This is a genomic window from Streptomyces chlorus (genome assembly GCF_042655885.1).
Taxonomy (GTDB): domain Bacteria; phylum Actinomycetota; class Actinomycetes; order Streptomycetales; family Streptomycetaceae; genus Streptomyces; species Streptomyces chlorus.
In genome coordinates this window covers 33,849-58,788 of the sequence record NZ_JBHSOA010000054.1, presented here as the reverse complement: position 1 = coordinate 58,788, position 24,940 = coordinate 33,849, and the positions used below count along the sequence as shown (strand labels likewise).

23 protein-coding genes are annotated in these 24,940 nt (G+C 72.5%); 13 read left to right on the top strand and 10 right to left on the bottom strand.

The annotated features are described in order from the left end of the window. Window positions 1-117 precede the first annotated feature (117 nt). Window positions 118-2,157, top strand: a complete 2,040-nt coding sequence (gene ftsH, locus ACFPZI_RS25055; RefSeq protein ID WP_381367084.1) for an ATP-dependent zinc metalloprotease FtsH — start codon at window positions 118-120, stop codon at window positions 2,155-2,157. Window positions 2,158-2,301: 144 nt separating this feature from the next. After that, entirely contained in the window at window positions 2,302-2,907 is a 606-nt protein-coding gene (folE, locus tag ACFPZI_RS25050) for a GTP cyclohydrolase I FolE (protein ID WP_381367081.1), read from the top strand. A 7-nt stretch (window positions 2,908-2,914) separates the two neighbouring features. Here the strand turns inward: folE and ACFPZI_RS25045 are convergent, their stop codons facing one another. The 5 genes from ACFPZI_RS25045 to folP all read right to left on the bottom strand — a co-directional run bounded on the left by ACFPZI_RS25045 (window position 2,915) and on the right by folP (window position 6,218). After that, complete coding sequence (locus tag ACFPZI_RS25045; protein WP_381367078.1) at window positions 2,915-3,406, bottom strand: DUF3180 domain-containing protein; 492 nt, start codon at window positions 3,404-3,406, stop codon at window positions 2,915-2,917. A gap of 55 nt (window positions 3,407-3,461) precedes the next feature. After that, window positions 3,462-4,073: a 2-amino-4-hydroxy-6-hydroxymethyldihydropteridine diphosphokinase gene (gene folK, locus ACFPZI_RS25040; RefSeq protein ID WP_381367075.1), complete on the bottom strand. Its 612-nt coding sequence runs from the start codon at window positions 4,071-4,073 to the stop codon at window positions 3,462-3,464. Beyond that, window positions 4,070-4,429, bottom strand: a complete 360-nt coding sequence (gene folB / locus ACFPZI_RS25035; protein ID WP_381367072.1) for a dihydroneopterin aldolase — start codon at window positions 4,427-4,429, stop codon at window positions 4,070-4,072. Before folB ends, folK begins: the two co-directional genes overlap by 4 nt. 356 nt (window positions 4,430-4,785) lie before the next feature. Then, window positions 4,786-5,307 carry a nuclear transport factor 2 family protein gene (locus ACFPZI_RS25030; RefSeq protein WP_381367069.1) on the bottom strand — a complete coding sequence of 174 codons (522 nt, stop codon included), beginning with the start codon at window positions 5,305-5,307 and terminating at the stop codon, window positions 4,786-4,788. Next, window positions 5,304-6,218, bottom strand: coding sequence for a dihydropteroate synthase (folP, locus tag ACFPZI_RS25025; RefSeq protein ID WP_381367066.1), 915 nt, complete (start codon window positions 6,216-6,218; stop codon window positions 5,304-5,306). The genes ACFPZI_RS25030 and folP overlap by 4 nt, the downstream gene beginning before the upstream one ends. 533 nt (window positions 6,219-6,751) lie before the next feature. Here folP and ACFPZI_RS25020 point away from each other — a divergent pair. Then, complete coding sequence (locus tag ACFPZI_RS25020) at window positions 6,752-8,218, top strand: hypothetical protein (RefSeq protein ID WP_417801258.1); 1,467 nt, start codon at window positions 6,752-6,754, stop codon at window positions 8,216-8,218. Window positions 8,219-8,356: 138 nt separating this feature from the next. Here ACFPZI_RS25020 and ACFPZI_RS25015 read toward each other — a convergent pair whose 3' ends face one another. Next, complete coding sequence (locus ACFPZI_RS25015) at window positions 8,357-9,691, bottom strand: PH domain-containing protein (protein ID WP_381367060.1); 1,335 nt, start codon at window positions 9,689-9,691, stop codon at window positions 8,357-8,359. Next, window positions 9,688-10,314: a PH domain-containing protein gene (locus tag ACFPZI_RS25010; protein ID WP_381367058.1), complete on the bottom strand. Its 627-nt coding sequence runs from the start codon at window positions 10,312-10,314 to the stop codon at window positions 9,688-9,690. Before ACFPZI_RS25010 ends, ACFPZI_RS25015 begins: the two co-directional genes overlap by 4 nt. 31 nt (window positions 10,315-10,345) lie before the next feature. Here ACFPZI_RS25010 and ACFPZI_RS25005 point away from each other — a divergent pair, with 31 nt between their 5' ends. Beyond that, window positions 10,346-11,497 (top strand): NADH-quinone oxidoreductase subunit D, encoded by a 1,152-nt coding sequence (locus tag ACFPZI_RS25005; RefSeq protein WP_381367056.1) that lies wholly within the window; start codon window positions 10,346-10,348, stop codon window positions 11,495-11,497. 75 nt (window positions 11,498-11,572) lie between these two features. Here ACFPZI_RS25005 and ACFPZI_RS25000 read toward each other — a convergent pair whose 3' ends face one another. Continuing rightward, window positions 11,573-12,676 (bottom strand): SAM-dependent methyltransferase, encoded by a 1,104-nt coding sequence (locus ACFPZI_RS25000; RefSeq protein WP_381367054.1) that lies wholly within the window; start codon window positions 12,674-12,676, stop codon window positions 11,573-11,575. 161 nt (window positions 12,677-12,837) lie between these two features. On the opposite strand from ACFPZI_RS25000, the gene ACFPZI_RS24995 reads away from it, so the two are divergent. The 3 genes from ACFPZI_RS24995 to ACFPZI_RS24985 all read left to right on the top strand — a co-directional run bounded on the left by ACFPZI_RS24995 (window position 12,838) and on the right by ACFPZI_RS24985 (window position 15,488). Beyond that, window positions 12,838-14,040, top strand: a complete 1,203-nt coding sequence (locus ACFPZI_RS24995; protein ID WP_381367051.1) for a sensor histidine kinase — start codon at window positions 12,838-12,840, stop codon at window positions 14,038-14,040. A 67-nt stretch (window positions 14,041-14,107) separates the two neighbouring features. Beyond that, entirely contained in the window at window positions 14,108-14,779 is a 672-nt protein-coding gene (locus ACFPZI_RS24990) for a response regulator (protein ID WP_381367184.1), read from the top strand. Between the two features lie 49 nt (window positions 14,780-14,828). Next, a complete protein-coding gene (locus ACFPZI_RS24985) occupies window positions 14,829-15,488 on the top strand; it encodes an AAA family ATPase (RefSeq protein ID WP_381367048.1) in 660 nt (219 codons plus the stop codon). An 87-nt stretch (window positions 15,489-15,575) separates the two neighbouring features. On the opposite strand, the gene ACFPZI_RS24980 is transcribed toward ACFPZI_RS24985, so the two are convergent. After that, a complete protein-coding gene (locus ACFPZI_RS24980; RefSeq protein WP_381367046.1) occupies window positions 15,576-16,718 on the bottom strand; it encodes a DUF5937 family protein in 1,143 nt (380 codons plus the stop codon). Between the two features lie 104 nt (window positions 16,719-16,822). Next, complete coding sequence (locus ACFPZI_RS24975) at window positions 16,823-18,109, bottom strand: threonine aldolase family protein (RefSeq protein ID WP_381367043.1); 1,287 nt, start codon at window positions 18,107-18,109, stop codon at window positions 16,823-16,825. 166 nt (window positions 18,110-18,275) lie between these two features. Here ACFPZI_RS24975 and ACFPZI_RS24970 point away from each other — a divergent pair, with 166 nt between their 5' ends. The 6 genes from ACFPZI_RS24970 to ACFPZI_RS24945 all read left to right on the top strand — a co-directional run. After that, entirely contained in the window at window positions 18,276-19,271 is a 996-nt protein-coding gene (locus ACFPZI_RS24970) for a Rossmann-like and DUF2520 domain-containing protein (RefSeq protein WP_381367040.1), read from the top strand. After that, on the top strand, window positions 19,268-20,263 hold the full coding sequence (gene panC, locus ACFPZI_RS24965) for a pantoate--beta-alanine ligase (RefSeq protein WP_381367037.1): 996 nt from the start codon (window positions 19,268-19,270) through the stop codon (window positions 20,261-20,263). The genes ACFPZI_RS24970 and panC overlap by 4 nt, the downstream gene beginning before the upstream one ends. Next, window positions 20,260-22,098, top strand: a complete 1,839-nt coding sequence (locus ACFPZI_RS24960) for an L-aspartate oxidase (RefSeq protein ID WP_381367034.1) — start codon at window positions 20,260-20,262, stop codon at window positions 22,096-22,098. The genes panC and ACFPZI_RS24960 overlap by 4 nt, the downstream gene beginning before the upstream one ends. Before the next feature lie 5 nt (window positions 22,099-22,103). After that, a complete protein-coding gene (nadC, locus tag ACFPZI_RS24955) occupies window positions 22,104-23,093 on the top strand; it encodes a carboxylating nicotinate-nucleotide diphosphorylase (RefSeq protein WP_381367031.1) in 990 nt (329 codons plus the stop codon). 9 nt (window positions 23,094-23,102) lie between these two features. Further along, window positions 23,103-23,900 (top strand): type III pantothenate kinase, encoded by a 798-nt coding sequence (locus ACFPZI_RS24950; RefSeq protein WP_381367028.1) that lies wholly within the window; start codon window positions 23,103-23,105, stop codon window positions 23,898-23,900. A gap of 468 nt (window positions 23,901-24,368) precedes the next feature. Then, a partial coding sequence (locus ACFPZI_RS24945) for a hypothetical protein (RefSeq protein ID WP_381367181.1) occupies window positions 24,369-24,940 on the top strand: 572 nt, incomplete at its 3' end.

Genomic DNA, 24,940 nt, shown 5'->3' with positions numbered 1-24,940 from the left:
ACGCGAATGCCGACTGTCCCTCGCAGCTTCGGGGGGCAAGGCTGGGGTACCGTCCGAAGAACAGTCTTTATCAAACTCACTATGGCAGGAGGGACGGGGCGACACCGCTCCGTATGGATGGACGTGAAGCGATACTTCCGTGGGCCGGTCATGTGGATCGTGCTGGCCGTCCTCGCCGTGGTCGTGTTGATGCAGGTCGTCGGCTCTTCCGGCGGCTACAAGACGGTGGACACCGGCGAGGTCGTCCAGGCGATCAACCAGAACAAAGTCGAGTCGGCCAAGCTGACCACCGGCGATGAGCAGATCATCAAGGTCGAGCTCAAGGCCGGCCAAAAGGTCAGGGACAGCTCGAAGATCCAGGCGAGCTACATCGGTGACCAGGGTGTCACCATCGCCAACACGCTGCAGGACAAGTTCCAGAACAAGCAGATCCCGGACGGCTACACGGTCTCGCCGTCGAAGCAGAACCCGTTCGTGAGCATTCTGCTGTCGCTGCTGCCCTTCGTCCTCATCGTCGTGGTCTTCCTGTTCCTGATGAACCAGATGCAGGGCGGCGGCTCCCGCGTCATGCAATTCGGCAAGTCCAAGGCGAAGCTCATCACCAAGGACACGCCGAAGACGACGTTCTCCGACGTCGCCGGATCGGACGAGGCGGTCGAGGAACTCTACGAGATCAAGGAGTTCCTGCAGGAGCCCGCGAAGTTCCAGGCCGTCGGGGCGAAGATCCCCAAGGGTGTGCTGCTGTACGGTCCGCCCGGCACCGGCAAGACCCTGCTCGCGCGCGCCGTCGCGGGCGAGGCCGGCGTCCCCTTCTACTCGATCTCCGGGTCCGACTTCGTCGAGATGTTCGTCGGTGTCGGTGCCTCCCGGGTCCGTGACCTGTTCGAGCAGGCCAAGGCCAATGCTCCGGCGATCGTCTTCGTCGACGAGATCGACGCGGTCGGCCGCCATCGTGGCGCCGGCCTCGGCGGTGGTCACGACGAGCGCGAGCAGACCCTGAACCAGCTCCTCGTCGAGATGGACGGCTTCGACGTGAAGGGCGGCGTGATCCTCATCGCCGCCACGAACCGGCCGGACATCCTCGACCCGGCTCTGCTGCGTCCCGGCCGCTTCGACCGTCAGATCGCGGTCGACCGCCCGGACATGCAGGGCAGGCTGGAGATCCTCAAGGTCCACCAGAAGGGCAAGCCGGTCGCTCCGGACGTCGACCTGTCGGCCGTCGCCCGCCGCACCCCCGGCATGACGGGTGCCGACCTGGCCAACGTGCTGAACGAGGCCGCGCTCCTGACCGCACGCAGCGATCAGAAGCTGATCGACAACCACATGCTGGACGAGGCGATCGACCGAGTGGTCGCGGGCCCGCAGAAGCGGAGCCGGATCATGTCGGACAAGGAGAAGAAGATCACCGCGTACCACGAGGGCGGACACGCCCTGGTCGCGGCGGCCTCCCCGAACGCCGACCCCGTCCACAAGATCACGATCCTGTCGAGAGGCCGTGCCCTCGGCTACACGATGGTGCTGCCGGACGAGGACAAGTACTCCACCACGCGCAACGAGATGCTGGACCAGCTGGCCTACATGCTGGGCGGCCGCGCGGCCGAGGAGCTCGTCTTCCACGACCCGACCACCGGTGCGGCCAACGACATCGAGAAGGCCACCGGCCTGGCCCGCGCGATGGTCACGCAGTACGGCATGACCGAGCGTCTCGGCGCGATCAAGTTCGGCGGCGACAACACCGAGCCGTTCCTCGGACGTGAGATGGGTCACCAGCGCGACTACTCGGAAGAGATCGCCGCGCTGGTCGACGAAGAGGTCAAGAAGCTCATCGAGACCGCGCACAACGAGGCGTGGGAGATCCTGGTCGAGAACCGCGACGTGCTCGACAACCTGGTCCTCGCGCTCCTCGAGCGGGAGACGCTGGGCAAGCAGGAGATCGCCGAGGTCTTCGCGTCGATCGTCAAGCGTCCGCCCCGGCCCGCCTGGACCGGCTCCTCCCGCCGTACGCCGTCCACCCGCCCGCCGGTGCTCTCCCCCAAGGAGCTGGCACTGACGAACGGGGTGAACGGCGCGACGCCGGCCATCTCCACCGTGAAGAGCACCGCCGCGGAACCTGCCCCGGCGCCCGAGCCGGCCCCGGAGGACCGTCCCGAGAGCTGACCGGCTCTCCGGGCGGCCCCACTGGTCCCGGAATGGATGCCGCGCCCCCCAGGTTCTAGCCTGGGGGGCGCGGATTTTTGTGTATCCGCAGTTGAGAGTGCGTGTGTCCGACACGCGCGCGTAGGCACAGGAACGAGGCATCACATGACCGACCCCGTGACGCTGGACGGCGAGTCCACCATCGGCGAGTTCGACGAGAAGCGCGCCGAGAACGCCGTACGCGAACTGCTGATCGCGGTCGGCGAGGACCCGGACAGGGAGGGCCTGCGGGAGACGCCGGCCCGGGTGGCGCGGGCGTACAAGGAGATATTCGCCGGCCTGTGGCAGAAGCCCGAGGACGTGCTCACGACGACGTTCGACATCGGTCACGACGAGATGGTGCTCGTGAAGGACATCGAGGTGTACTCGACCTGTGAGCATCATCTGGTGCCGTTCCGCGGTGTGGCCCATGTCGGGTACATCCCGGCCACCAGCGGAAAGATCACGGGGCTGTCCAAGCTGGCCCGGCTCGTGGACGTCTACGCCCGGCGCCCGCAGGTGCAGGAACGACTCACCACCCAGATCGCGGACTCCCTGATGGAGATTCTGGAGCCGCGCGGGGTGATCGTGGTGGTCGAGTGCGAGCACATGTGCATGTCGATGCGGGGCATCCGCAAGCCCGGCGCGAAGACCCTCACGTCGGCTGTGCGCGGGCAGCTGCGGGACGCGGCGACGCGCAACGAGGCGATGAGCCTGATCATGGCCCGCTGAGCGGGCGTCAGACCGCCGGGGCCGTGCCTCTGCCGTTGTGGTCGTCGTCGTCCTCCGGGAGCTTGCAGACGCGCTCCAGGAAGATGGCCGCCGCTATGACGCCGATTCCCGCCAGGACCGAGGACCCCGCGTAGATGGCCTGGTCGCGGCGGGCGGGGATGTCGAGGGACTCCAGGAGGAAGACGCCCGTGCCGCCGTACATCCCGGCGACGAGGGCGGCGACCAGGGCACTGGCCTGTCCGAAGACGACCGCGCGGGCCGCCATCATCGGGTCGACGCCCTTGGCCCCGGGGCGGCGCTCGCGCTGGTCCTTGAGGCGGGCGCGCAGGGAGAGCGCCGTGGCCGTGAGGACCACGGCGATCAGGGCGAGGACGACGGGCGCCGCCAGCGGAACACTCGGCAGGGTGCCGAGGGAGTTCCAGAGGCGGGCGCCGGTCCAGGACAGGATCCCGGCCACGACGAAGACGCCGGCCAGCTCCCTGATGCGCAGCTCTCTCACGGTGTCCCTTCGGTTCCCCCGGTGCCCCGGTATGCGGTTCTGTCGACCTTAACGGCTACTCGGGCAGCCGGAGTTCCAGGTCGCCGCGGGGCGTGACGCCCTCCCGGGCGACCGTGCCCAGCAGGGCGGCGACGGGTCCGCGTCCGGGGAATTCGGCCTCGGGGTCGATGTCGTGCCAGGGGACCAGCACGAAGGCGCGTTCGTGGGCGCGGGGGTGGGGGAGGGTCAGTTGCGGGTCGTCGGAGAGAAGGTCCGCGTAGGAGACGATGTCCACGTCCAGGGTGCGCGGGCCCCAGCGCTCGTCGCGCACCCGGTGAAAGGCCTCCTCGACCGCGTGGGCCCGCTCCAGCAGGGAGGACGGGGGCAGGGTGGTCTTCAGAACCACAACCGCGTTGAAGTACGAGGGCTGGCTGCCGGGCTCGACGCCCCACGGCTCCGTCTCGTACACGGGCGAAACCGCCTTGACCCGGATGCCGGGGGTGTCCTCCAGGGCGTCGACGGCCCCCTGGAGGGTCTCCAGCCGGTTGCCGAGGTTGGCTCCCAGGGAGACGACGGCCCGCTTCGGGTTGTGCAGGGTGGTGTCGGCGGCGTCCACCCGCTCGACCACGGAGGCGGGGACGGGCTGAACGGTCGGGTCGGTGTGGCCCTGGGTGGACGGCCTGGTCATGCGCGGCTCCGGATGATGGTGATGGTCACGTCGTCGAAGGGCACGGTGATCGGTGCGTCCGGCTTGTGGACACGAACCTCGACCTCCTGGACCGCGTCGTGTTTGAGGCAGACCTGTGCGATGCGCTCGGCGAGCGTCTCGATGAGGTTGACGGGCTCGCCCCGGACGACCGCCACGACCTCCTCCGCCACGATGCCGTAGTGCACGGTCTTCGCCAGATCGTCGTCGGCCGCGGCCGGCCGGATGTCCAGGCCGAGGACCAGGTCCACGACGAAGGTCTGGCCCTCCTCGCGTTCCTTGGGGAACACACCGTGGTGCCCACGGGCCTTCAGGCCGTGCAACGCGACATGATCCACACGAATCCACTCCTGCAGTCGTCGGTCCGGCCGGTGCCGTGTGCGGACGGCACCCCTGCCTCGGTCGAATTTACCCGCGGGTACCGACAGGGCGGACCCCGAGGTGGGCGGGTCCGGTCCGTGCCGGGAGGTTTTCACCGTGCGTTTTCCCAGGAGGGCCTGGGGCTCACGGACAGGTAGCGGCCCCTACCCGCATGGAGGTGATGCCAACCACTTCCCGGGCGGGGGAGGGGAACGGCGGGGTCCGGCCGGGTCCTGTGATCAGCCGGGTTTGGCCGGTCCCGTGGTCGGTCCGGTCCGGTCCGGTGGTGGGTCCGGTCCGGTGGTCGGTCCGGACCGGTGGTCGGCCTGTTCGCTCAGGAGGGGTGCTCGGTGTCGTCGGGGGCCTCGGAGTCCTCGGTCTCGTCGTTCTCGGCGAGGACGGGGGAGGCGTGGTGGGACCAGAGCTTCCAGCCCGCGGGAGTGCGCCGGTACACGTTGGTGGCGACGACCAGTTGGCCGAGCAGGGGGCCGAGCTCCTCGCCGGCCTCCGGGGCGGGGCCGCCGCTGAGGATGTTCTCGGTGCAGGTCACGACGGCGGTGTCGCCGGTGACGGAGACATGCACGTCGGTGAGGAAGAACTGGATGTAGTCGGTGTTCGCCATGATCAGGGCGTACGACCGGAGCACCTCGCCGCGTCCCGTGAGCACCGGCCAGCCGGGGTGCACGCAGGAGATCACGCCGGCGTCCGCCGGGTCGTGGTAGGTCTCGTCGACGCCCAGGTCGGCCGGGGTCAGCCAGAGCGACGCGACCTCTTCGAAATCGCCCTGCTCGAGCGCCTCGTAGAAGGCGGCGTTGGTGGCTTCGACCTGCTCGACATCGGTGTGCGGGGCGCTCACCGGGTTCCCTCGGCACCGCGCGCGCCGGGTACGGGGGGCGTGCTGTCCGGGGTACGTGCCAGCTCGACGGCGCGGGCGACCCGTACGGCGTCCGCGGTGGCGCGCACCTCGTGCACGCGGACCGCCCAGGCGCCGCCCTGGGCGGCGAGGGCGGAGACGGCGGCGGTGGCCGCGTCGCGTTCCCGGGCGGGCGGGGGCGCGCCGTCGGGGCCGGCCAGGACGTGGCCGAGGAACCTTTTGCGGGACGCGGCCACGAGCAGCGGGTGGCCGAGCGACCGGAGGCGGTCGAGACGGGCGAGGAGGGCGAGGTCGTGGTCGGCTCCCTTGGAGAAGCCGAGCCCGGGGTCGACGATCACGTGGTCGGCGGCGATGCCGCCCTCCAGCACGGCGTCCACGCGCGCGCGCAGTTCGTCGACGACCTCGGTGACGACATCGTCGTACGTGCCTTTCACGTTGCCGCCCTCCAGCAGGCCGCGCCAGTGCATGACGACGAAGGGGGCGCCGGCGTCGGCGACCAGGGGGATCATGCCGGGGTCGGAGAGACCGCCGCTCACGTCGTTGACGAGCGCGGCGCCCGCCGCGAGGGACTGCTCGGCGACGGAGGCGCGCATGGTGTCGACGGAGATCGTGACGCCCTCGGAGGCGAGGCCCCGGACCACGGGGATGACGCGCTTGAGTTCCTCGGCCTCGTCGACCCGCGTGGCACCGGGGCGGGTGGACTCGCCGCCGACGTCGATCAGGTCGGCGCCCTGGGCGACCAGGTCGAGGCCGTGCTTGACGGCGGTCGTCGTGTCGAACCAGCGGCCACCGTCGGAGAAGGAGTCGGGCGTCACGTTCACGACGCCCATGACCGCGCAGCGGTCCCAGTGGGGAAGGCCCGGGACGTGAAGGTGTCCGCTCCTGTTGCTCATATGTTCAGCGTAGGCCCAGGGCGGGGCCGGGAAGCACCTGGATCCGGGGGACGCGACCGGAAGCCGGTTCCGGGGATCTCGTGCCCGGGTCCAGGAGCCCGGAGCCGGACTGCGGCCCGGTATTCCCGGCGAGCGTGAGAGGGCCGGTGGGCGTATCCGGATCTCGCCGGTCATCCCGGAAAGCGGCGGAGACGGGATGGAGGCGCCTTGGGATGCGACTCGTGCACGACTTCCTTACCCGGAAGTAGGTTTTTCGGGCGGGAGCCCAAGTGGATCAGCGGGTGCCGGAGGAGTGGTGCGGGACGGACCTGGGCCCGGCTCGGGACGGGCTCGTTACCGGTGCGGGAGGCGATCCGGTGAGGGGTGGGGTGTAACGGAACCGGCTTCCCGCCCGGAAAATGATCTTGATAATTGCGGTGCGGGTCTATTCACGGTTCGGCGGAGTTCTCTGATGCCCTGTGAAAGCCTCGGTGTGGCTTTGTTTTTACGGGGCGGGGCTCCACCATTCGCCTACGCGCGGTAAGTTTCTGGCCATGCCACGTGGACGTCACCGTCATTCCCCGCCCCTGCACAGGATGTTGCCCCCGTCGGCGATCGCAGGCGTCTCGCTCGTCTGCGCCCTGGGGTCCTGGGTGTTCACACAACCGATGACGCTTCGCCTCCTGGCCGCTGCCGCGGCGGCCGCGGCGATCCTCGGTGCGGTCGTCATGCGGCACTGGGACGTCCAGGCCGGCAAGCAGGTCGCCGACCTCACGCGCGCGCGTGCCAGTGACGAGTGGCGTTTCGAGGAACGGGGCGCCGAACTGGATTCCGACCTCGAGGAATCGCGTGAGCTGCGCGTCAAGCTGGAGCAGCGGCTGCGTGCCAAGGGTGCGGAGCTGGCCGCGCTGCGCAACGAGCATGCGGCACTGCTCAGGCGGTACGCCGCGGCGGAGACCGGCCGGGCGACGATCCTGGAGGAGCGCCGGGTGCTCGAGATCGAGGCGGCGGTTCCGGCGCGCGCGTTGACGGCGGGGCCGTCGGCCGCAGAGTCCGGTGCCGGGCCCGACGACAAGGCGACTGTGCCGGCGGCCAGGACCGAGGGCGGAACCGCGCCCGAGTCCGAGGCGCCCGAGTCCGAGGCAACCGCGGACGGCGGGGAGGAGGCCGGGCGGCCCGCGGCTCCCCAGGTCTTCTCGCCGGCGGGGTCCACGCTGTTCCTGCGGGCCAACGCGGCGCTGGTACGGCTCGCCGACCATGGCGAGGGTGACGACCGCCCCGCGCGGGACGTCGTCGATGCCGCCGACACCGCCGACACCGCCGACACCGCCGACACCGCCGACACCGCCGACACGACCGACGCGGAGGCCGCGGAGACGACGGCCGACGACGCGCCGACCGACGCCGGCACCCCCCAGGGCGGCCACCCGGCGAAGGACGGTGGCTCCGCGTCCGTGAGGGACGACACCCGGCCGGAGAACACCGCCGGGTCCCCCCGGAGCGACGGCACCCCCGAGGACGACGGCCCCGAACCCCCCAGGGCGAGGAAGCCGCAGGAGGACGAGGCGGAGGGGCAGTCCGAGGCGGTTGCCGAGCACGGGCGCGCGACCACCTCCCCCGGCTCGGACCCCGGCACCACGCCCGAGTCGCCGGCCCAGTCCGCACAGCCTGCCCTGCCTGCCCCGCCCGGCAGTTTTGTGCGGCGGCCCGCCGGGCACTTCACCGTGCCGACCGCGGTCGCGGTGGTACCGCCGACGGAGCCTGTGCGGCGCCCGGTGTCCGACGGCACCTTCGACTTCTTCGGTACGCAGAATGAGGAGGAGGCCGCCGACGCGGCCGAGGAGGAGACCCCGGCCTCGCACAGGGCCGAGGCCGAGCCGGAGTCCGAGCCGGCCGGCGACGCGCGGGGCGTCGGCCAGGTCATCGACCTGACGGCGCACGACGAGCCGGAGCCGGCAGACGAAGAGGCCGAGGCAGAGGCCGAGGCCGGCACGAAGGGACTGCGCAGCGCGGTCTCCTGACGGCACAGAGAACACACGGCAGTCCGGCCACACGGCAGTCCGGCCACACGGCGAACGGGGTCCCGCGCGGGAGACGTGCGGGACCCCGTTCGCGTGTCCCCGTTCGCCGTGTCCAGGCCGGGGCGCAGGGCGGCCGGGTCAGGCCATCCACCGGTCCGGGCGGGCGTCCCGGCGGCCGGTCCGGGACCGTTCCGCCTGGGCCCGCAGCAGCTCCGCCGCCTCGTCGGCGTCCCGGAGCCGGGCCACCACGGACTTGTTGGCCCCGGTGTCCACATGGACGTCCGCGACGCCCCGGGCACGCTGCCAGGGTCCCTGGACCAGCCGCACGCTCTGCACCTTGGCGTGCGGCACCAGCGCGACGGTCCGGGTCAGCCGGCCGTGCCGTGCGGCGAACACGGTGCCGGTGACGGCGAGTCCGTAGCCTCGCCACCACACCGGCACGCACCACCGCGCGCGCCGCGGCGGCCGGGACAGCTCCGCGTGCGACGGCACGCCGACGCCGGGCAGCACCCGCGCGACGACGGATTCCGCGATTTCGCGCGGAGCGACCGGCAGCAGCAGGGAGTTGGACGAGCCCGCCACGTCGAGCTCCACCCGCACCCAGCCCCGGCGCCGCCACAGCAGCGGCTCCACGATCCGCACGGTCTGCACCCGCCCCGGCGGTACCGTCTCGTGCGCCCGGTCGAGGAGACCGTGGTCGATCCGTAGCCCGTCGGGCGACTCGCCCAGGGTCCAGTCGTACTCGGTGACGAACCGGCCGACGCTGCTCGCGCCCACCGCGCCGATCATCGGGACGGCCGCGGCGAGGAGCGTCCACAGGCTGTGGGTGGTCATCCACAGCAGCGGCAGCGCGACGGCGGCGACGATCAGCCAGCCCCAGGTAGCGCCGGTCAGCACGAGGGAGAGGGCGAGGACGCCGGGCGGCACGCGCAACAACTGCCGGGACGGAGCCTCACCCACCTCGTGTGCCGTCTCGGGTGCGAAACCGGCCGCCCGCGCGAGCAGTTCGGCACGCAGCGCGCGGGCGTCGTCGGCCCCGAGGAAGGCCAGCTCGTCCTTCTTGTCGGTCCCGATGACATCGAGTTTGAGCTTGGACACGCCCGCGACCCGCGCGAGCAGCGGCTGGGTGACGTCGATGGCCTGGATCCGCTCCAGCCGGATGTGCGCGGTACGCCGGAACAACAGCCCGGTGCGGATGCGCAGTTCGCTGTCGGTCACCGCGAAGTGGGTGAACCACCAGGTCAGGAAGCCGTAGAGGGCGGCGGCCGGGATGAGGACGCCGATGCCGATCAGCAGCGTGGTCGTCGTCAGCCGGGTCAGCTGGCGCTGCGCCTGGTCCGGGTCGTGCAGCGCCCACCCGATGATGACCGCGACGGGCGCCCACGCCCGCCTGAGCGGCGTGACGGGGTGCAGCCGGCGCTCGAGCACGGGCCGCCGCTCGCGTACGGCCTCGGGGGCCTGTGGGACGGTCACAGCCCCGCCGATCGGGCCTCGCCCAGCTCCGTGAGCCGGTCACGCAGTCGTTCCGCCTCGGCCGGTACGAGACCGGGGATGGTGGCGTCGGTCGCCGCGGCCGCCGTGTGCAACTGCACGCTGGCCAGACCGAAGTGCCGTTCGACGGGCCCGGACGTCACCTCGACCAGCTGCATCCGCCCGTACGGCACGACCGTCTCCTGACGCCACAGGACGCCCCGGCTGATCAGCAGGTCGTCGGAGCGCTCGGCGTACCGCCAGGAGCGCCAGTTGCGCTCCAGCATCACCCAGCCCCAGACCAGCAGGGCCAGTGGCGGCAGGGCGAACGCGGCCCAGCGGGGCCCGGCCAGCAGGCCCGGGACGAGCCCGGCGGCCAGCGTGAGCAGTCCCAGCCACAGCACCAGCATCAGCCGGCGCACCTTCAGCAGCCCCGGCGGCAGCGCGATCCACTTCGGCTCGTCACCGGGGGCCGCCGGTGCGCCGGAAAGGACCGCCAACTCCACCGCTTCCGTCGTCGCGGCCGGTCCTGCCGTCGGTCCCGTCGTCGTCCCGGTGGTCGCCGTCGCCTCAGCGGGCTGTTCCGGTCCCGCTGTACCCGTGTCGTGCGGGTTCCCCGTCTCCATGGCCCCAGCGTACGTAGGGGAGACTGTATTCATGACTCCTACGACGGAGACCATGGTCGGCATCGGCGGCGCCGCGGAGAGCACCGACATGGTGCTCAACATCGGGCCCCAGCACCCGTCCACGCACGGCGTGCTGCGGCTGAAGCTCGTCCTGGACGGCGAGCTCATCACCAGCGCGGAGCCCGTGATCGGCTACATGCACCGGGGCGCGGAGAAGTTGTTCGAGGCGCGGGACTACCGGCAGATCATCATGCTGGCCAACCGCCACGACTGGCTGTCGGCGTTCTCCAACGAACTGGGCGTGGTCCTCGCCGTGGAGCGGATGCTCGGCATGGAGGTCCCCGAGCGCGCGGTGTGGCTGCGCACGCTGCTCGCGGAGCTGAACCGGGTGCTCAACCACCTGATGTTCCTCGGTTCCTATCCACTGGAACTCGGTGGCATCACACCGATGTTCTACGCCTTCACGGAGCGCGAGGAGCTCCAGCACGTCATGGAGGAGGTCTCCGGCGGGCGCATGCACTACATGTTCAACCGCGTGGGCGGTCTCAAGGAGGACCTTCCGGCGGGATGGACCACGCGCGCGCGCAGCGCCGTCGCCGACGTGCGTTCCCGCATGGACCGCTTCGACGACCTGGTGCTCGGCAACGAGATCTTCCGCGGCCGCACGCGCGGTGTCGGCGTCCTCTCCCCGGCGGCCGTGCACGCGTACGGGGTGAGCGGGCCGGTCGCCCGTGCCTCCGGCGTCGATCTCGACCTGCGCCGCGACGAGCCGTACCTCGCGTACGGCGAGCTGGCGGACGTCCTGAAGGTGGTGACCCGCGAGGAGGGCGACTGCCTCGCCCGCTTCGAATGCCTCCTGGAGCAGACGTACCACGCCCTCGACCTCGCCGAGGCGTGCCTCGACCGGCTTGCCGACCTGCCCCCGGGCCCCGTCAACCAGCGGCTCCCGAAGGTGCTCAAGGCGCCCGAGGGGCACACATACGCGTGGACCGAGAACCCGCTCGGTATCAACGGGTACTACCTGGTCAGCAAGGGAGAGAAGACGCCGTACCGGCTGAAGCTGCGCTCGGCGTCGTACAACAACATCCAGGCGCTCACCGAACTGCTGCCGGGGACGCTGGTCTCGGACATGGTGGCGATCCTGGGGTCGATGTTCTTCGTGGTGGGGGACATCGACAAGTAGGGCAGGAGGGACGGGAGGGACGGGAGGGACGGGAGGGACGGGAGGGACGGGAGGGCGTGGAAGCGGGGAGCCGTCTCAGACGGCGTCCGCGAACACGTCCGGGATCCCGACCGGCTGCAGCAGCCACCCGAAGTCGCCGAGCCCGCCCGGCGCGACGAGCTCGGCGGCCTCCGAGGCGGCCGCCAGGGCCCGTACGTAGCCCGCGGGGTCGGTGGACGCGAGGGTGAGCGGGGGGCGCGAGCCGGTGAGGCCCAGGGTGCGCAGGGCGGTCCGCTGGGGGAGCAGACGGGCGCCGGGAAGCACGCAGGCCGCCGCGCAGGCGTCCAGGGCGACGTGCGCGGTGATGTCGCACGACCCGTCCGGTACGGGCGTCGTCCCGCGCCCCTTCCGGAAGCCCGTGAGCGTCCCGAACGGCGGGCGCGCGCTCGCCGTGTGCGCGTAGTCCACCGCGACCGCGAGCCCCCGCGCCAGCGTCCCGACCGCTGACGCCCAGGCCAGATCCCGGGGCAGCCCGATCTCCGCCCGCAGTCCCACCGCGCTCGTGGCCTCCGGGGTGGCCTCCCCCTCCGTCGTGGCCTCCCCGCCGTCCGTCACGGGTTGCTCACCCGTGAGTGGCCACCACCGTGCCAGCCACTCCGCCTCCGGGCCCGTGACCGGAGGCCCGAGCCGTTCCGTTCCGTCGCCGCCCACCAGGACCAGCCGAGGGACGCCCTTCGGGTCGACTTCGGCGACCTCCAGGGGCACGTTGTCCAGCCACTCGTTGGCGAACAGCAGCCCCGTGGTCCGCTCCGGGGGCTCGGCCCGCCACTCGATCCGTCGGTCGAGACCGCCAGGACGGCCGACGAGTTCGACGGCGTACGCACGCGTGCGTGCCGCCACGTCGGCGGGCAGCGCGGCGAGCACACCGGAGGCCAGTTCGCCCCGGCCCGCCGCCATGTCCACGAAGTCGAGCACCGCGGGCCGGCCCAGCGTCTCGTCGACCCGGCACAGCAGACGCGCCACGGCCCCCGCGAACAGCGGTGAGGCGTGCACCGACGTACGGAAGTGCCCGGCGGGGCCCTGGGGCCCGCGGTAGAACCCGTCCGGCCCGTACAGAGCCGCCCGGGTCGCCGCCCGCCACCCGCGCGGGCCGCCTTCCGCCCCTGCCGTCACCGGTTCCACCCGCTCGTCGTCACCCATGTCACCGGTACCACCGGCTCGTCGCCGCCGCCGCCGTCGTCACCGGCCCAGGTTACGTGCGGGGACATGCCGGGCCTCCACCTTGCGGAGTACGCGTGCGGACCGGGGATCGGCCCTCCGGTTGACCCCTGCACGCATTTCGCTTCCCTACGCTGGGTCACGTGCAGCGCCTCTATGATTTTCTCCGCAGACACCCGGCATGGGTCGACGGCTTCTGGGCCGTGGCCCTGTTCGGGATTTCGGTGTTCAGTGGAGCGACCGTTGAGGAGGCCAAGGGGACCGAACCGGCAGCCGTGACCGTACCGGTCGTGCTGCTGCTGTCGCTGGTCGTCGCGCTGCGCCGCCGGATGCCGGAGCGGATGCTGGTCCTGGCCGTCGTGGTGGGCCTCCTCCAGGTGGTCCTGGACGTGGCGACGATGCCCGCCGACTTCGCCCTGCTGGTGATCGTCTACACGGTCGCGGCCGTCGGCGCCCGCTGGGCCTCCCGTCTCGCGCTGGGCGCCGGTCTGTGCGCGGCGCCGGTGGCGCAGGTGCGCTGGCCGCTCGACAACGTGAGCGTGGCGGCCGACATCGCCTTGGTGGTGTTCCTGACCGTGCCCTTCGTCCTCGCCTGGGTGCTCGGCGACTCCATCCGCACCCGGCGTGCCTACTTCGCGCAGCTCGAGGAGCGCGCCGCGCGGCTCGAGAAGGAGCGCGAGGCACAGTCGAAGGTCGCGGTCGCCGCCGAGCGCGCCCGCATCGCGCGCGAGCTGCACGACGTCGTCGCGCACAACGTGTCGGTGATGGTGGTGCAGGCCGACGGCGCCGCCTACGTCCTCGACGCGGCGCCCGACCAGGCCAAGAAGGCACTGGAGACGATCTCCTCCACCGGCCGCCAGGCGCTCGCCGAGATGCGCCGTCTGCTCGGCGTGCTCCGCACCGGCGAGCACCAGGAGGCCGGGGAATACGTGCCGCAGCCCGACGTGCGGCAGATCGAGGACCTCGTCGAGCAGTGCCGGGAATCCGGGCTGCCGGTGGACTTCAAGATCGAGGGCACCCCGCGTCCCCTGCCCAGCGGCCTCGAACTCACCGCGTACCGCATCGTGCAGGAGGCGCTCACCAACACCCGCAAGCACGGCGGGCCCAACACGGGTGCCAGCGTGCGCCTGGTGTACTTCGACGACGGTCTCGGTCTGCTCGTCGAGGACGACGGCAAGGGCGCCCCGCACGAGCTGTACGAGGAGGGCGGGTTCGACGGCCAGGGGCACGGACTGATCGGCATGCGCGAGCGGGTCGGTATGGTCGGCGGCACCCTGGACGCGGGTCCGAGGCCGGGCGGAGGATTCCGTATCAGCGTCCTGCTGCCCCTCAAACCCGCTCATTGACACCTGAACGCTTGTGCGCGCCCTTTATTGACACCTGTAACACCTTCTGGAGATGGAAGAGGCCCTGATGGCGATCCGCGTGATGCTCGTCGACGACCAGGTGCTGCTGCGCACCGGGTTCCGGATGGTGCTCGACGCCCAGCCGGACATGGAGGTCGTGGCGGAGGCGGGCGACGGCGTGGAGGCCCTCCAGGTGCTGCGCTCCACCGCCGTCGACGTGGTGCTCATGGACGTCCGGATGCCGAAGCTGGACGGGGTGGAGACGACCCGCCGGATCTGCGCGGACACCGACCCGCCGAAGGTGCTGATCCTGACCACCTTCGACCTCGACGAGTACGCCTTCTCCGGGCTGAAGGCCGGCGCCTCCGGCTTCATGCTCAAGGACGTGCCGCCCGGCGAACTGCTCACCGCGATCCGCGCGGTGCACAGCGGTGACGCCGTGGTCGCCCCGTCCACCACCCGCCGGCTCCTGGACCGCTTCGCACCCATGCTGCCGAGCACCACCAGGCAGCCCCAGCACAAGGAGCTGGAGCGGCTCACCGAGCGGGAGCGGGAGGTCATGATGCTGGTCGCGCAGGGCCTGTCCAACGGTGAGATCGCGGCCCGCCTGGTGCTGTCGGAGGCGACCGTGAAGACCCATGTGGGCCGCATCCTGACCAAGCTGGGGCTGCGGGACCGGGTGCAGGTGGTGGTTCTCGCCTACGAGACGGGACTGGTACGGGCCGGCGGACAGGGCTGACCTTGCGCACAGGGCTGACCGGGCGTCTCCGCGTCGGTAGGGTCTGCGCATGCTGCTCTGGATCAACGGTCCCTTCGGGGGCGGCAAGACGCAGACCGCACACGAGATACGGCGCCGGTTGCCCGGCAGCGTCATCTGCGACCCCGAGCACCTCGGCTTCGGCCTGCACCGGATGCTCCCGCCGGAACTCCGGGGGGCCCGCGGCCGGAGGCCGCTGATAGACGACTTCCAGGACCTGGCCTCCTGGCGGCAGGGGGTCGTCGAGGTCCTCGACCTCGCCCTGACCCGGCATGAGGGCGTGGTGATCGTCCCCATGACCGTCACCGACTCCGGCCATTTCGCCCAGACCGTCGGCCGGCTGCGCGAACTCGGCCACGATGTACGCCATTTCGCCCTTCTCGCCGAACGCGAGACGGTGCTGCGGCGGCTGCGCGAACGCGGCTTCGGGCGCCTCCTGAAGTACGTCGGCGGGAAGAACGCGGGCCTGCGCCGGGAGAGCTGGGCCGTGCGGCAGCTCGACCACTGCCTGGAGCGGCTCGCCGAGCCGGAGTTCGCCGAGCATCTGTGGACCGACGACACGACCGTCCCGAAGACGGCGGACCGCATCGCCGTCCTGGCCGGACTGACCCTGCGCCCCAACAACGAGGGCCCGCTGCGGACCCGGCTGCGGCAGGCGGGCGTCGGCATCCGCCACATCCGCTTCGACTGACCCGCTTCGCCACTTTCGCTTCGGCCGATCCGCACGGCCGATCCGCACGGCCGATCCGCTCCGGCCGGCCCGTGTCCGGGGCCGCCGTCAGCGCAGAATGCCCTCCAGGAAGTCGCTGCCGAGCCGGGCCACGACCGTCACGTCCAGCTGGTGCAGTACGTACCGGCCGCGGCGGCGCGTGGTGAGCAGACCCGCCTTCTTCAGCACGCCCAGGTGCCGGGATATCTCCGGGGCCGTCATGCCGTGCATCTGGGCCAGCTCCCCGGTGGTGTAAGCGCTGCGCGCGAGGTGACGGCACAACCGCATGCGGACGGGGTGGGACAGCGCCGTCATCCGCAGGGCCAGCTGCTCGACCGTCGGCGGCGCGGCGAGCTCGGGGGAGCCGACCGGGTAGTGCAGCACCGGCCGCCAGCCATAGCGGTGCAGGACCATCAGGTGCGGCCGGCCCAGGCTCGTCGGGATCAGCAGCAGACCGCCGTCGGCCGTGGCCGTACGGGTGTCACCGAGTTTGTCGACCGTGATCAGGCCGGCGTCCAGGTCGACGGTGACCGCAGGGGACACCGCTGCCAGTGCCTCGGCCAGCCCTTTGCGCCGCAGCAGGTCCGTCTTGAGCCGGGTGTCGGCGGCGAGCTGATGACGCAGCCGGGACCAGGCCTCGGCGAAGAACGCCTTGTCGCAGTCCTGGAGGAACTCCCGCAGCCAGGCACGGATCCGGGGCGGATCGGCCAGCAGCCCTTCCGTGAACCGCACCTGCCGGGGCCCCCGCGCGGCGGCCAGCTCCAGAGCCCGGTGGCGCATCCTCTCGTCGGTGAGTGGGCCGGGGCCCGGCGTTTCGTAGGGGAACGCGCAGGTGAACTCCAGCGCGGCGGCCACGAACTGCTCGTCCGACAGTTTGTCCAGCAGCTCCAGCTCCTCGGCGAGATCCGTGCCGGGGAGCGCGCCGCCGGGGACGCCCGCGCACGCCAGGAACAGGTCCGAGAACGTCATACGCCACAGGAAGTCGGCCTCGCACATCCGGTCCGCCAGATGCGGGTCCAGGCGTGCGGTCACGCCCGTCACCCAGCTCTGGAGCCCGGGATGGTGGGCCGGCTCGGACAGTGCGTGCAGCGCCATGCCGAGCTCGGCCAGCGGGGACGGCACGGCGGCGATCCTCCCCCAAGCTCCCGACTCCGCGCGAGCAGGGGACAGCCCCATCGGCCGCAGCCCCGAGATGTCGATGCGCACACTCATGCCCTCATCGTGCACCCCGCCGCTGACAGCGCCGCCCCGATTGACGGCCCCTGTCAATCGGGGCGGCGATCGGGAGCCACTGTCCCTGCGCTGCCCCTCAGCCTTTACGCCCCTGCGCCAGCCCCTACGCCTCTACGCCCCTGCGCCTTCGCTTCCGGCAGCCGCCGTACGAAGTCCGCAGCCGCGGCCCGTACGTCGTCGGCCGTCCACTCCAGGCCCGCCGCCCTGACGTACACCTCGGTGAGCGCCAGGCCGGGGCCCCGCTGTTCCCAGCCGTTGGCGAACAGCCCGGCGCCCGTCTCCTCGGCCGCCCGGACGGCCGCCTCGGCCAGGACATCGGCGTCGTACGGCAGCCACACCTGGAAGTCGTGGGTGTGCGGCACCTCGGGGTGGACGCGCGCCCACGGCACCCCGGCCTCCGCCAGCCCCTCGCGCAGGGCGGTGGCCACCACGCGCGCGTGGGTGACGTACTCGGGCAGCCGGGGCAGCTCACGCTCCAGACCGATCAGCGCCGACAGGGCGGTCGGGAACTGCTGGAAGACATTGCCTCCGTACCGGTGCCGCCAGGCCTTGGCCTCCTCCACCAGCGTTGCCGGGCCGGCGAGCGCCGCGCCGCCGAAGCCGTCGAGGGACTTGTAGAACGACACGTAGACGCTGTCCGCCAGGGCGGCGATCTCCTCCAGCGGACGGCCGAAGTGCACCGTGCACTCCCACAGCCGGGCCCCGTCGAAGTGGACCACGGCCTCGCGTTCCCGCGCGGCGTCCACCACCTCGGTCAGCTCCTCCCAGGTGGGCAGCACGAAACCGGCGTCCCGCAGGGGGAGTTCCAGCATCAGCGCGCCGAAGGGCTCGTCGAAGTCCCGCACCTCGGCGGCGGTCGGCATCCGGGGCTGGCCGGTCACCCGCACCGGACGCAGGCCGCTGACCCGGCTGAACGCGTTCCGCTCATGGACCTCGGGGTGGCTGAGCCCGTGCAGCGCGACCACCGGGCTGCCGGTACGGCCCGCCCAGCAGCGCAGGGCCACCTGCTGGGCCATCGTCCCGGTCGGGAAGAACACGGCGGCTTCGGTGCCCAGGAGTCCGGCGACCCGTTCCTCCAGCGCCTCGACGACGCCGTTGCCGTAGAGGTCGGCCGTCTCGTCCAGGTCGTACACGCCCGCCGCCGCGTCCAGCAGGGCCAGCCGCTCCCGGAGAGGCCCGAGAAAGCCCAGGCGCGCGAGCGCGCGCGGGGCGCTGCGCCAGGCGGCGATCCGCCGCGCGCGGAGCTTTTGCCCCCGTTCCTGATCCGCCCCTTGATCCGCCCCTTGGTCCGGCTTCCGGTCCGGGCCCGGTTCCGCCCCGGCCTGCCGCCCGTCCTGTGTCGCAGTGCCGTTCTCCGTCGTATCACCCATGCCCGGGATCATCCCGCGTACGGATGCGCGCGGGCACCCGGGTTTTCCCTGCGGAACCCACACCCTGTGGACCACCGCGCGCCGGGGGACCGGCCGCGTTTCGCGTTAACATGACGAAAAATCGTCCGGTACCCCGAGCGGACTGGAACGGGAAGGCCGTCGTCGCGTGAACACAAGCCCACAGCCAGATCCCAGGGACCGCCCCGCGCGGCTCAGCGTCGGTGTGGTCGGCGCCGGACGCGTCGGACCGGCCCTGGCCGCGTCCCTGCAGCTCGCCGGACACCGTCCGGTGGCCGTGTCCGCCGTCTCGGCCGCCTCCCTCAGGCGCGCCGAGCAGCTGCTCCCCGACGTGCCGGTGGTCGCGCCCGCCGAGGTGCTGGAGCGGGCCGAACTGGTGCTGCTGACCGTCCCGGACGACGCGCTGCCCGAGTTGGTGGCCGGGCTCGCCGAGACGGGTGCGGTACGGCCGGGACAGCTCCTCGTGCACACCTCCGGGCGGTACGGCGCGAAGGTGCTGGACCCCGCCCTGCGGGCCGGCGCGCTGCCGCTGGCCCTGCACCCGGCGATGACGTTCACCGGCACCCCCCTGGACGTGCAGCGGCTCGCCGGATGCTCCTTCGGCGTCACCGCGCCCGAGGAGCTGCGGCTGGCCGCCGAGGCCCTCGTGATCGAGATGGGCGGCGAACCGGAGTGGATCGCCGAGGAGAACCGCCCGCTCTACCACGCGGCCCTCGCCCTGGGCGCCAACCATCTGGTCACCCTGGTCGCCCAGTCCCTGGAGCTGCTGCGCACCGCCGGGGTCGAGGCCCCCGACCGGATGCTCGGCCCCCTGCTCGGCGCCGCCCTGGACAACGCCCTGCGCTCCGGCGACGCGGCCCTCACCGGCCCCGTCGCGCGCGGTGACGCCGGCACCGTCTCCGTACATGTCACCGAGCTGCGCCGGCACGCCCCGCAGACCGTCGCCGGCTATCTGGCGATGGCCCGCGCGACCGCCGACCGCGCCCTCGCCCACGGCCTGCTGAAGCCGGAGCTCGCCGAGGACCTCCTCGGGGTACTCGCCGACGGGACGACGAGTCCCGGCGGTCGAGGCGACCGGGGCGACCGGGGCAATCCCGGTGACCAAGGCAATCGAGGCGGCGAAGGCGAAGGGGACCCCCGATGACCACCACCCTGCTGCGCACCGCGGCCGACCTGCACGCACGCGCGCGTACGGGCCGCCGAGCCGTCGTGATGACCATGGGCGCCCTGCACGAGGGCCACGCCACCCTGATCCGCGCCGCGCGCGACCTCGCGGGTGCCGAGGGCGAGGTCGTGGTCACCGTCTTCGTCAACCCGCTGCAGTTCGGCGAGGGCGAGGACCTCGACCGCTATCCGCGCACCCTGGACGCCGACCTCGAGGTCGCCGGGCAGGCGGGCGCCGACGTGGTCTTCGCCCCGTCGGTCGACGAGGTCTACCCGGGCGGCGAGCCCCAGGTCCGCATCAGCGCCGGCTCCATGGGCGAACGCCTGGAGGGCGCCGCCCGCCCCGGTCACTTCGACGGCATGCTCACCGTCGTCGCCAAACTGCTGCACCTCACCCGCCCCGACATCGCCCTGTACGGCCAGAAGGACGCCCAGCAGCTCGCCCTGATCCGCCGCATGGTCCGCGACCTGAACTTCGGCGTCGACATCGTCGGAGTCCCCACCGTCCGTGAGCCCGACGGACTGGCCCTGTCCAGCCGCAACCGCTACCTCTCCGCCGCGGAGCGGCGCACCGCCCTCGCCCTGTCCGGCGCCCTGTTCGCCGGCCGGGACCGGCACGCCGCGCAGGAGGCGCTGCGCGCGCGGGCCCGCGAAGTGCCCGCCACGCGCGCGCGCGTGGCGGCGCTGAACGCGCTCGGGGAGTCCCGCGCGGCGGCCGACGCGCACGCCGTCGCCACGGCGGGCGGGCCCGAGGCCGTCCGCGTCGCCGCCCGCCAGGTGCTTGACGGGGCCGCCCGCTTCACCCCGCCGCTCACACTGGACTACCTGGCCCTGGCCGACCCCGCGGACTTCACCGAGATCGGCGACGACTTCACCGGCGAGGCCGTGCTCGCCGTGGCCGCCCGGGTCGGCGCGACCCGCCTGATCGACAACATACCCCTGACCTTCGGCACCCTCGGAGCCGCCTCGTGACCAGCACCGGCATACGACTGCACGCTCCCGCGCCCGGGTGGTCCATCGAGGCGGACGTCGTGGTCGTCGGCTCCGGCGTGGCCGGACTGACCGCCGCGCTGCGCTGCGAGGCCGCCGGACTGGCCACCGTCGTCGTCACCAAGGCCCGGCTCGACGACGGCTCCACCCGCTGGGCCCAGGGCGGCATCGCCGCGGCCCTCGGCGACGGCGACACCCCCGAGCAGCACCGGGACGACACCCTGGTCGCCGGCGCGGGCCTGTGCGACGAGGAGGCGGTCCGCATCCTCGTCACCGAGGGCCCCGACGCCGTACGCCGTCTCATCGCCACTGGCGCCCACTTCGACGAGTCCGAAGAGGGCGGCCTGGAACTCACCCGCGAGGGCGGCCACCACCGTCGGCGCATCGCGCACGCGGGCGGGGACGCCACCGGCGCGGAGATCTCCCGCGCGCTCGTGGAGGCCGTACGCGCGGTCGGGAGGGGCGAACGCGAAGCGCTCTCGGGCAAGGGAGGCGGTGGGCGACGGGCGGGGCTGCGCACGATCGAGAACGCGCTCGTCCTGGACCTGCTGACGGACGCCGAGGGCCGCGGCGCGGGCGTGACCCTGCACGTCATGGGGGAGGGCCAGCACGACGGCGTGGGGGCCGTGCACGCCCCCGCGGTGGTGCTGGCGACCGGCGGCATGGGCCAGGTCTTCAGCGCGACCACGAACCCCTCCGTCTCGACCGGCGACGGGGTGGCACTGGCCCTCCGCGCGGGCGCCGAGGTCAGCGACCTCGAGTTCGTGCAGTTCCATCCGACCGTCCTGTTCCTCGGCCCGGACGCGGAGGGCCAGCAGCCCCTGGTCTCCGAGGCGGTCCGCGGCGAGGGCGCCCACCTGGTCGACGCCGACGGCGTGCGCTTCATGGCGGGACAGCACGAACTCGCCGAGCTCGCCCCGCGGGACATCGTCGCCAAGGGCATCATGCGCCGGATGCGGGAGCTGGGCGCCGAGCACATGTATCTCGACGCCCGGCACTTCGGCGCCGACATGTGGGAGCACCGCTTCCCGACGATCCTCGCCGCCTGCCGCGCCCACGGCATCGACCCGGTCACCGAGCCCGTTCCGGTCGCCCCCGCCGCCCACTACGCCTCCGGCGGCGTCCGCACCGACTTCCACGGCCGCACCACCGTCCCCGGCCTCTACGCCTGCGGGGAGGTCGCCTGCACCGGCGTGCACGGAGCCAACCGGCTCGCCTCCAACTCGCTCCTGGAGGGCCTGGTCTACGCCGAGCGCATCGCCGCCGACATCGCCGGGAGCCGGGCCGGGAACACCCTCCACGCGCCTACGCCGCAGCCCCTCCCGCCCGCCGAGCGCCCCGGACACCCCCTCCTCCCCGCGGAGGCCCGTTTCACCATCCAGCGGATCATGACCAGGGGAGCCGGTGTCCTGCGCTCCGCAGCCTCCCTCGAGCAGGCCGCCGACGCGCTCCAGCGGCTGCACGCCGCCGCCCGTGACGCCCTCGACGAGCAGGGCAAGACCGCCGAGCCCGGCGTCGACACCTGGGAGGCGACCAACCTCCTGTGCGTCGCCCGTGTCCTGGTCGCCGCCGCGCTGCGGCGCGAGGAGACCCGGGGCTGCCACTGGCGCGAGGACCGGCCCGAGCGCGACGACACCGCCTGGCGCCGCCACATCGTCGTACGGCTGAATCCGGACCGCACGCTGGCGACGCACACCACCGACACCACAGACTTCCCCCCGACCCTCCCCGACGTCCCGACCCTCCCCGACGTCCCGGCCTTCCTTGACGTCCCGAACCTCCCGAACCTCCCGCCCCAGGCCTCCCAGGAGCAGTGACAGCAGTGACCACCCCAGACCTTCCCCTCGCCCCGTCCGGTGGCTGCGGCGACGGCTGCGCCTGCGGCGCGGACGGCGACGAGAGCTATGACGAGACCTACCTGGAGTGCGGCCTCGACCCCGCGCTCGCCCAGCTCCTGACCGACGCCGGTCTGGACCCGGTGGAGGTCGAGGACATCGCCAACGTCGCCATCCAGGAGGACCTCGCCCACGGCGTGGACGTGACGACGGTCGCGACCATCCCCGAGGACGCCGTCGCCACCGCCGACTTCACCGCGCGGGAAGCGGGCGTCGTGGCGGGCCTCAGGATCGCCGAGGCGGTCGTCTCGGTGGTCTGCACGGCAGAGTTCGAGGTCGAACGGCACGTGGAGGACGGCGACCGGGTGGAAGCCGGCGACAAGCTCCTCTCCGTCACCACCCGCACCCGCGACCTCCTCACGGCGGAACGCAGCGCCCTGAACATCCTGTGCCGCCTCTCGGGCATCGCGACGGCCACGCGCGCGTGGGCCGATGTGCTGGACGGCACGAAGGCCAAGGTCCGCGACACCCGCAAGACCACCCCGGGCCTGCGCTCCCTGGAGAAGTTCGCCGTGCGCTGCGGCGGTGGCGTCAACCACCGCATGTCGCTCTCCGACGCCGCCCTGGTCAAGGACAACCATGTCGTCGCCGCGGGTGGCGTCGCCCAGGCCTTCCAGGCCGTCCGGGAACGCTTCCCCGACGTACCGATCGAGGTCGAGGTCGACACCCTGCACCAGCTCCGCGAGGTCGTGGACGCGGGCGCCGACCTGATCCTGCTGGACAACTTCACCCCCGGCGAGTGCGAGGAGGCGGTGGCTCTCGTCGCCGGCCGCGCCACCCTGGAGGCGTCCGGCCGGCTCACCCTCGACAACGCCGAGGCGTACGCCGACACGGGGGTCGACTACCTCGCCGTGGGCGCCCTCACCCACTCCTCGCCGATCCTGGACATTGGCCTGGACCTGCGAGCGGCAGAGTAGGGGCCGGCCATGCTGCTGACGATCGACGTGGGCAACACACACACCACCCTGGGCCTGTTCGACGGCGAGGACATCGTCGAACACTGGCGGATCTCCACGGACGCGCGCCGTACCGCCGACGAGCTCGCCGTTCTCCTCCAGGGCCTCATGGGCATGCACCCCCTGCTCGGCGACGAACTGGGCGACGGCATCGACGGCATCGCCATCTGCGCAACCGTTCCCTCCGTCCTGCACGAACTCCGTGAGGTGACCCGCCGCTACTACGGCGACGTCCCCGCGGTCCTGGTCGAGCCGGGCGTCAAGACCGGCGTGCCGATCCTCACCGACAACCCCAAGGAGGTCGGCGCGGACCGCATCATCAACGCGGTCGCCGCCGTCGACCTCTACGGCGGGCCGGCCATCGTCGTCGACTTCGGCACCGCCACCACCTTCGACGCGGTCAGCGCGCGCGGGGAGTACATCGGCGGCGTCATCGCCCCCGGCATCGAGATCTCCGTCGAGGCGCTCGGCGTCCGCGGTGCGCAGCTCCGCAAGATCGAGGTGGCCCGGCCCCGGAGCGTGATCGGCAAGAACACGGTCGAGGCGATGCAGTCCGGCATCATCTACGGCTTCGCCGGCCAGGTCGACGGCGTCGTCCGCCGGATGGCCCGCGAGCTCTCCGACGACCCCGAGGAGGTGACCGTCATCGCGACCGGCGGACTCGCGCCGACGGTCCTGGGCGAGAGCACGGTCATCGACGAACACGAGCCCTGGCTCACCCTGATCGGCCTGCGCCTGGTCTACGAACGGAACGTGGCGCGGATGTAGCGCATCCCGGATGCGACGCTCCCGGGATCCGTCCCGGACGCGGTGCTCCGGGACCGGGACCGGGACGCGGGCCACGGGCGGCCGGTCCCGGCCGTACGGGGGCTGCCGGCCCGCACGCCTCGTGGAGCGGGCCGGGCCCCGCGCGGAGCGGATGCTGTCGGTCGGTTCCCCCAGCGGTTCCGGGCCCCGCGAGCCCGCACCCTGTGGCCCCGGGTGTTCCGGCCGCAGCCGTGATACATCCCCGGAAAGTGCCACGGCTGCGGATCCAGGCTGCGGGCCCGACGGATTCGCCGACCGCGTCCGGATCGGGACCGGGCGGCCCTCGTCGAGCGGCACCCGCTCCTCGCGGGGTCCGCCCGGGCGGACCCGTGCGCCGTACCCGCACGCCACGCCCGTGCGTTATGCGTTGTTTGTCTGATTAGCGCGTATCGTCGCCGCATGCCCACGCCCTACGGATCCTGCGGCGGCATGGCGTTCGGCGCGGCGGAGCTGCGTGTGCTCCGCCGTGCCCTCGCCCTCGCCCTGCACCCCACGTCCGCCTCGGCCGAAGACGTCCAGGACTGCCGTCGCCTCACCGAGTCCCTCGACGAGGCGACGCGGGAGAGCGCCCGCCTGCGCGCCTTCCTGGTGGCCGACCTCGGCCGCTACCGTGCCGCCCTTCCCGGCACCGTCGCCGGCTACCTCAGGCTTCTGGAGGAGGTGCTGGGTGCCGGCTACCGCCCCGACGCCGACGACCTCGCCGCCCTCCGGGCGCTGCGCGGCAATCCCGCCGCCGCCGCCCTCCTGGGCCGCTGCCGGCTCCTGGCCGAACAGGACGTACGTGCCCGCCTCGCCGGCCGCACGGTTCGCGCGGCCGTCGACTCCGCGCACGGCGTCCCGTCCGCCGGTCCGCTGTCCAAGGGCCCCCTGTCCGTCGTCCCCGCCTCCCGCACCCACCTCCTCGCCCTGCCGGGCGGCCGGGCCGCCGAGGGCCCCGAGGAGGAGCCGGAACGCAAGCCGTCCGCCCCCCGGCCCGAACCCGCCACCCCCGCTCCCGGCAC

Coding starts and splice junctions, on each gene's coding strand:
- folK (WP_381367075.1), bottom strand. CDS start 4,073: ATGACCAGGCCGTCCACCCAGGGCCACACCGACCCGACCGTTCAGCCC.
- ftsH (WP_381367084.1), top strand. CDS start 118: ATGGACGTGAAGCGATACTTCCGTGGGCCGGTCATGTGGATCGTGCTG.
- ACFPZI_RS24980 (WP_381367046.1), bottom strand. CDS start 16,718: ATGAGTGTGCGCATCGACATCTCGGGGCTGCGGCCGATGGGGCTGTCC.
- ACFPZI_RS24975 (WP_381367043.1), bottom strand. CDS start 18,109: ATGGGTGATACGACGGAGAACGGCACTGCGACACAGGACGGGCGGCAG.
- panC (WP_381367037.1), top strand. CDS start 19,268: ATGACCACCACCCTGCTGCGCACCGCGGCCGACCTGCACGCACGCGCG.
- folP (WP_381367066.1), bottom strand. CDS start 6,218: ATGAGCAACAGGAGCGGACACCTTCACGTCCCGGGCCTTCCCCACTGG.
- ACFPZI_RS25005 (WP_381367056.1), top strand. CDS start 10,346: ATGACTCCTACGACGGAGACCATGGTCGGCATCGGCGGCGCCGCGGAG.
- folE (WP_381367081.1), top strand. CDS start 2,302: ATGACCGACCCCGTGACGCTGGACGGCGAGTCCACCATCGGCGAGTTC.
- ACFPZI_RS24950 (WP_381367028.1), top strand. CDS start 23,103: ATGCTGCTGACGATCGACGTGGGCAACACACACACCACCCTGGGCCTG.
- ACFPZI_RS25010 (WP_381367058.1), bottom strand. CDS start 10,314: ATGGAGACGGGGAACCCGCACGACACGGGTACAGCGGGACCGGAACAG.
- ACFPZI_RS25000 (WP_381367054.1), bottom strand. CDS start 12,676: ATGGGTGACGACGAGCGGGTGGAACCGGTGACGGCAGGGGCGGAAGGC.
- ACFPZI_RS24990 (WP_381367184.1), top strand. CDS start 14,108: ATGGCGATCCGCGTGATGCTCGTCGACGACCAGGTGCTGCTGCGCACC.
- ACFPZI_RS25020 (WP_417801258.1), top strand. CDS start 6,752: ATGCCACGTGGACGTCACCGTCATTCCCCGCCCCTGCACAGGATGTTG.
- ACFPZI_RS24985 (WP_381367048.1), top strand. CDS start 14,829: ATGCTGCTCTGGATCAACGGTCCCTTCGGGGGCGGCAAGACGCAGACC.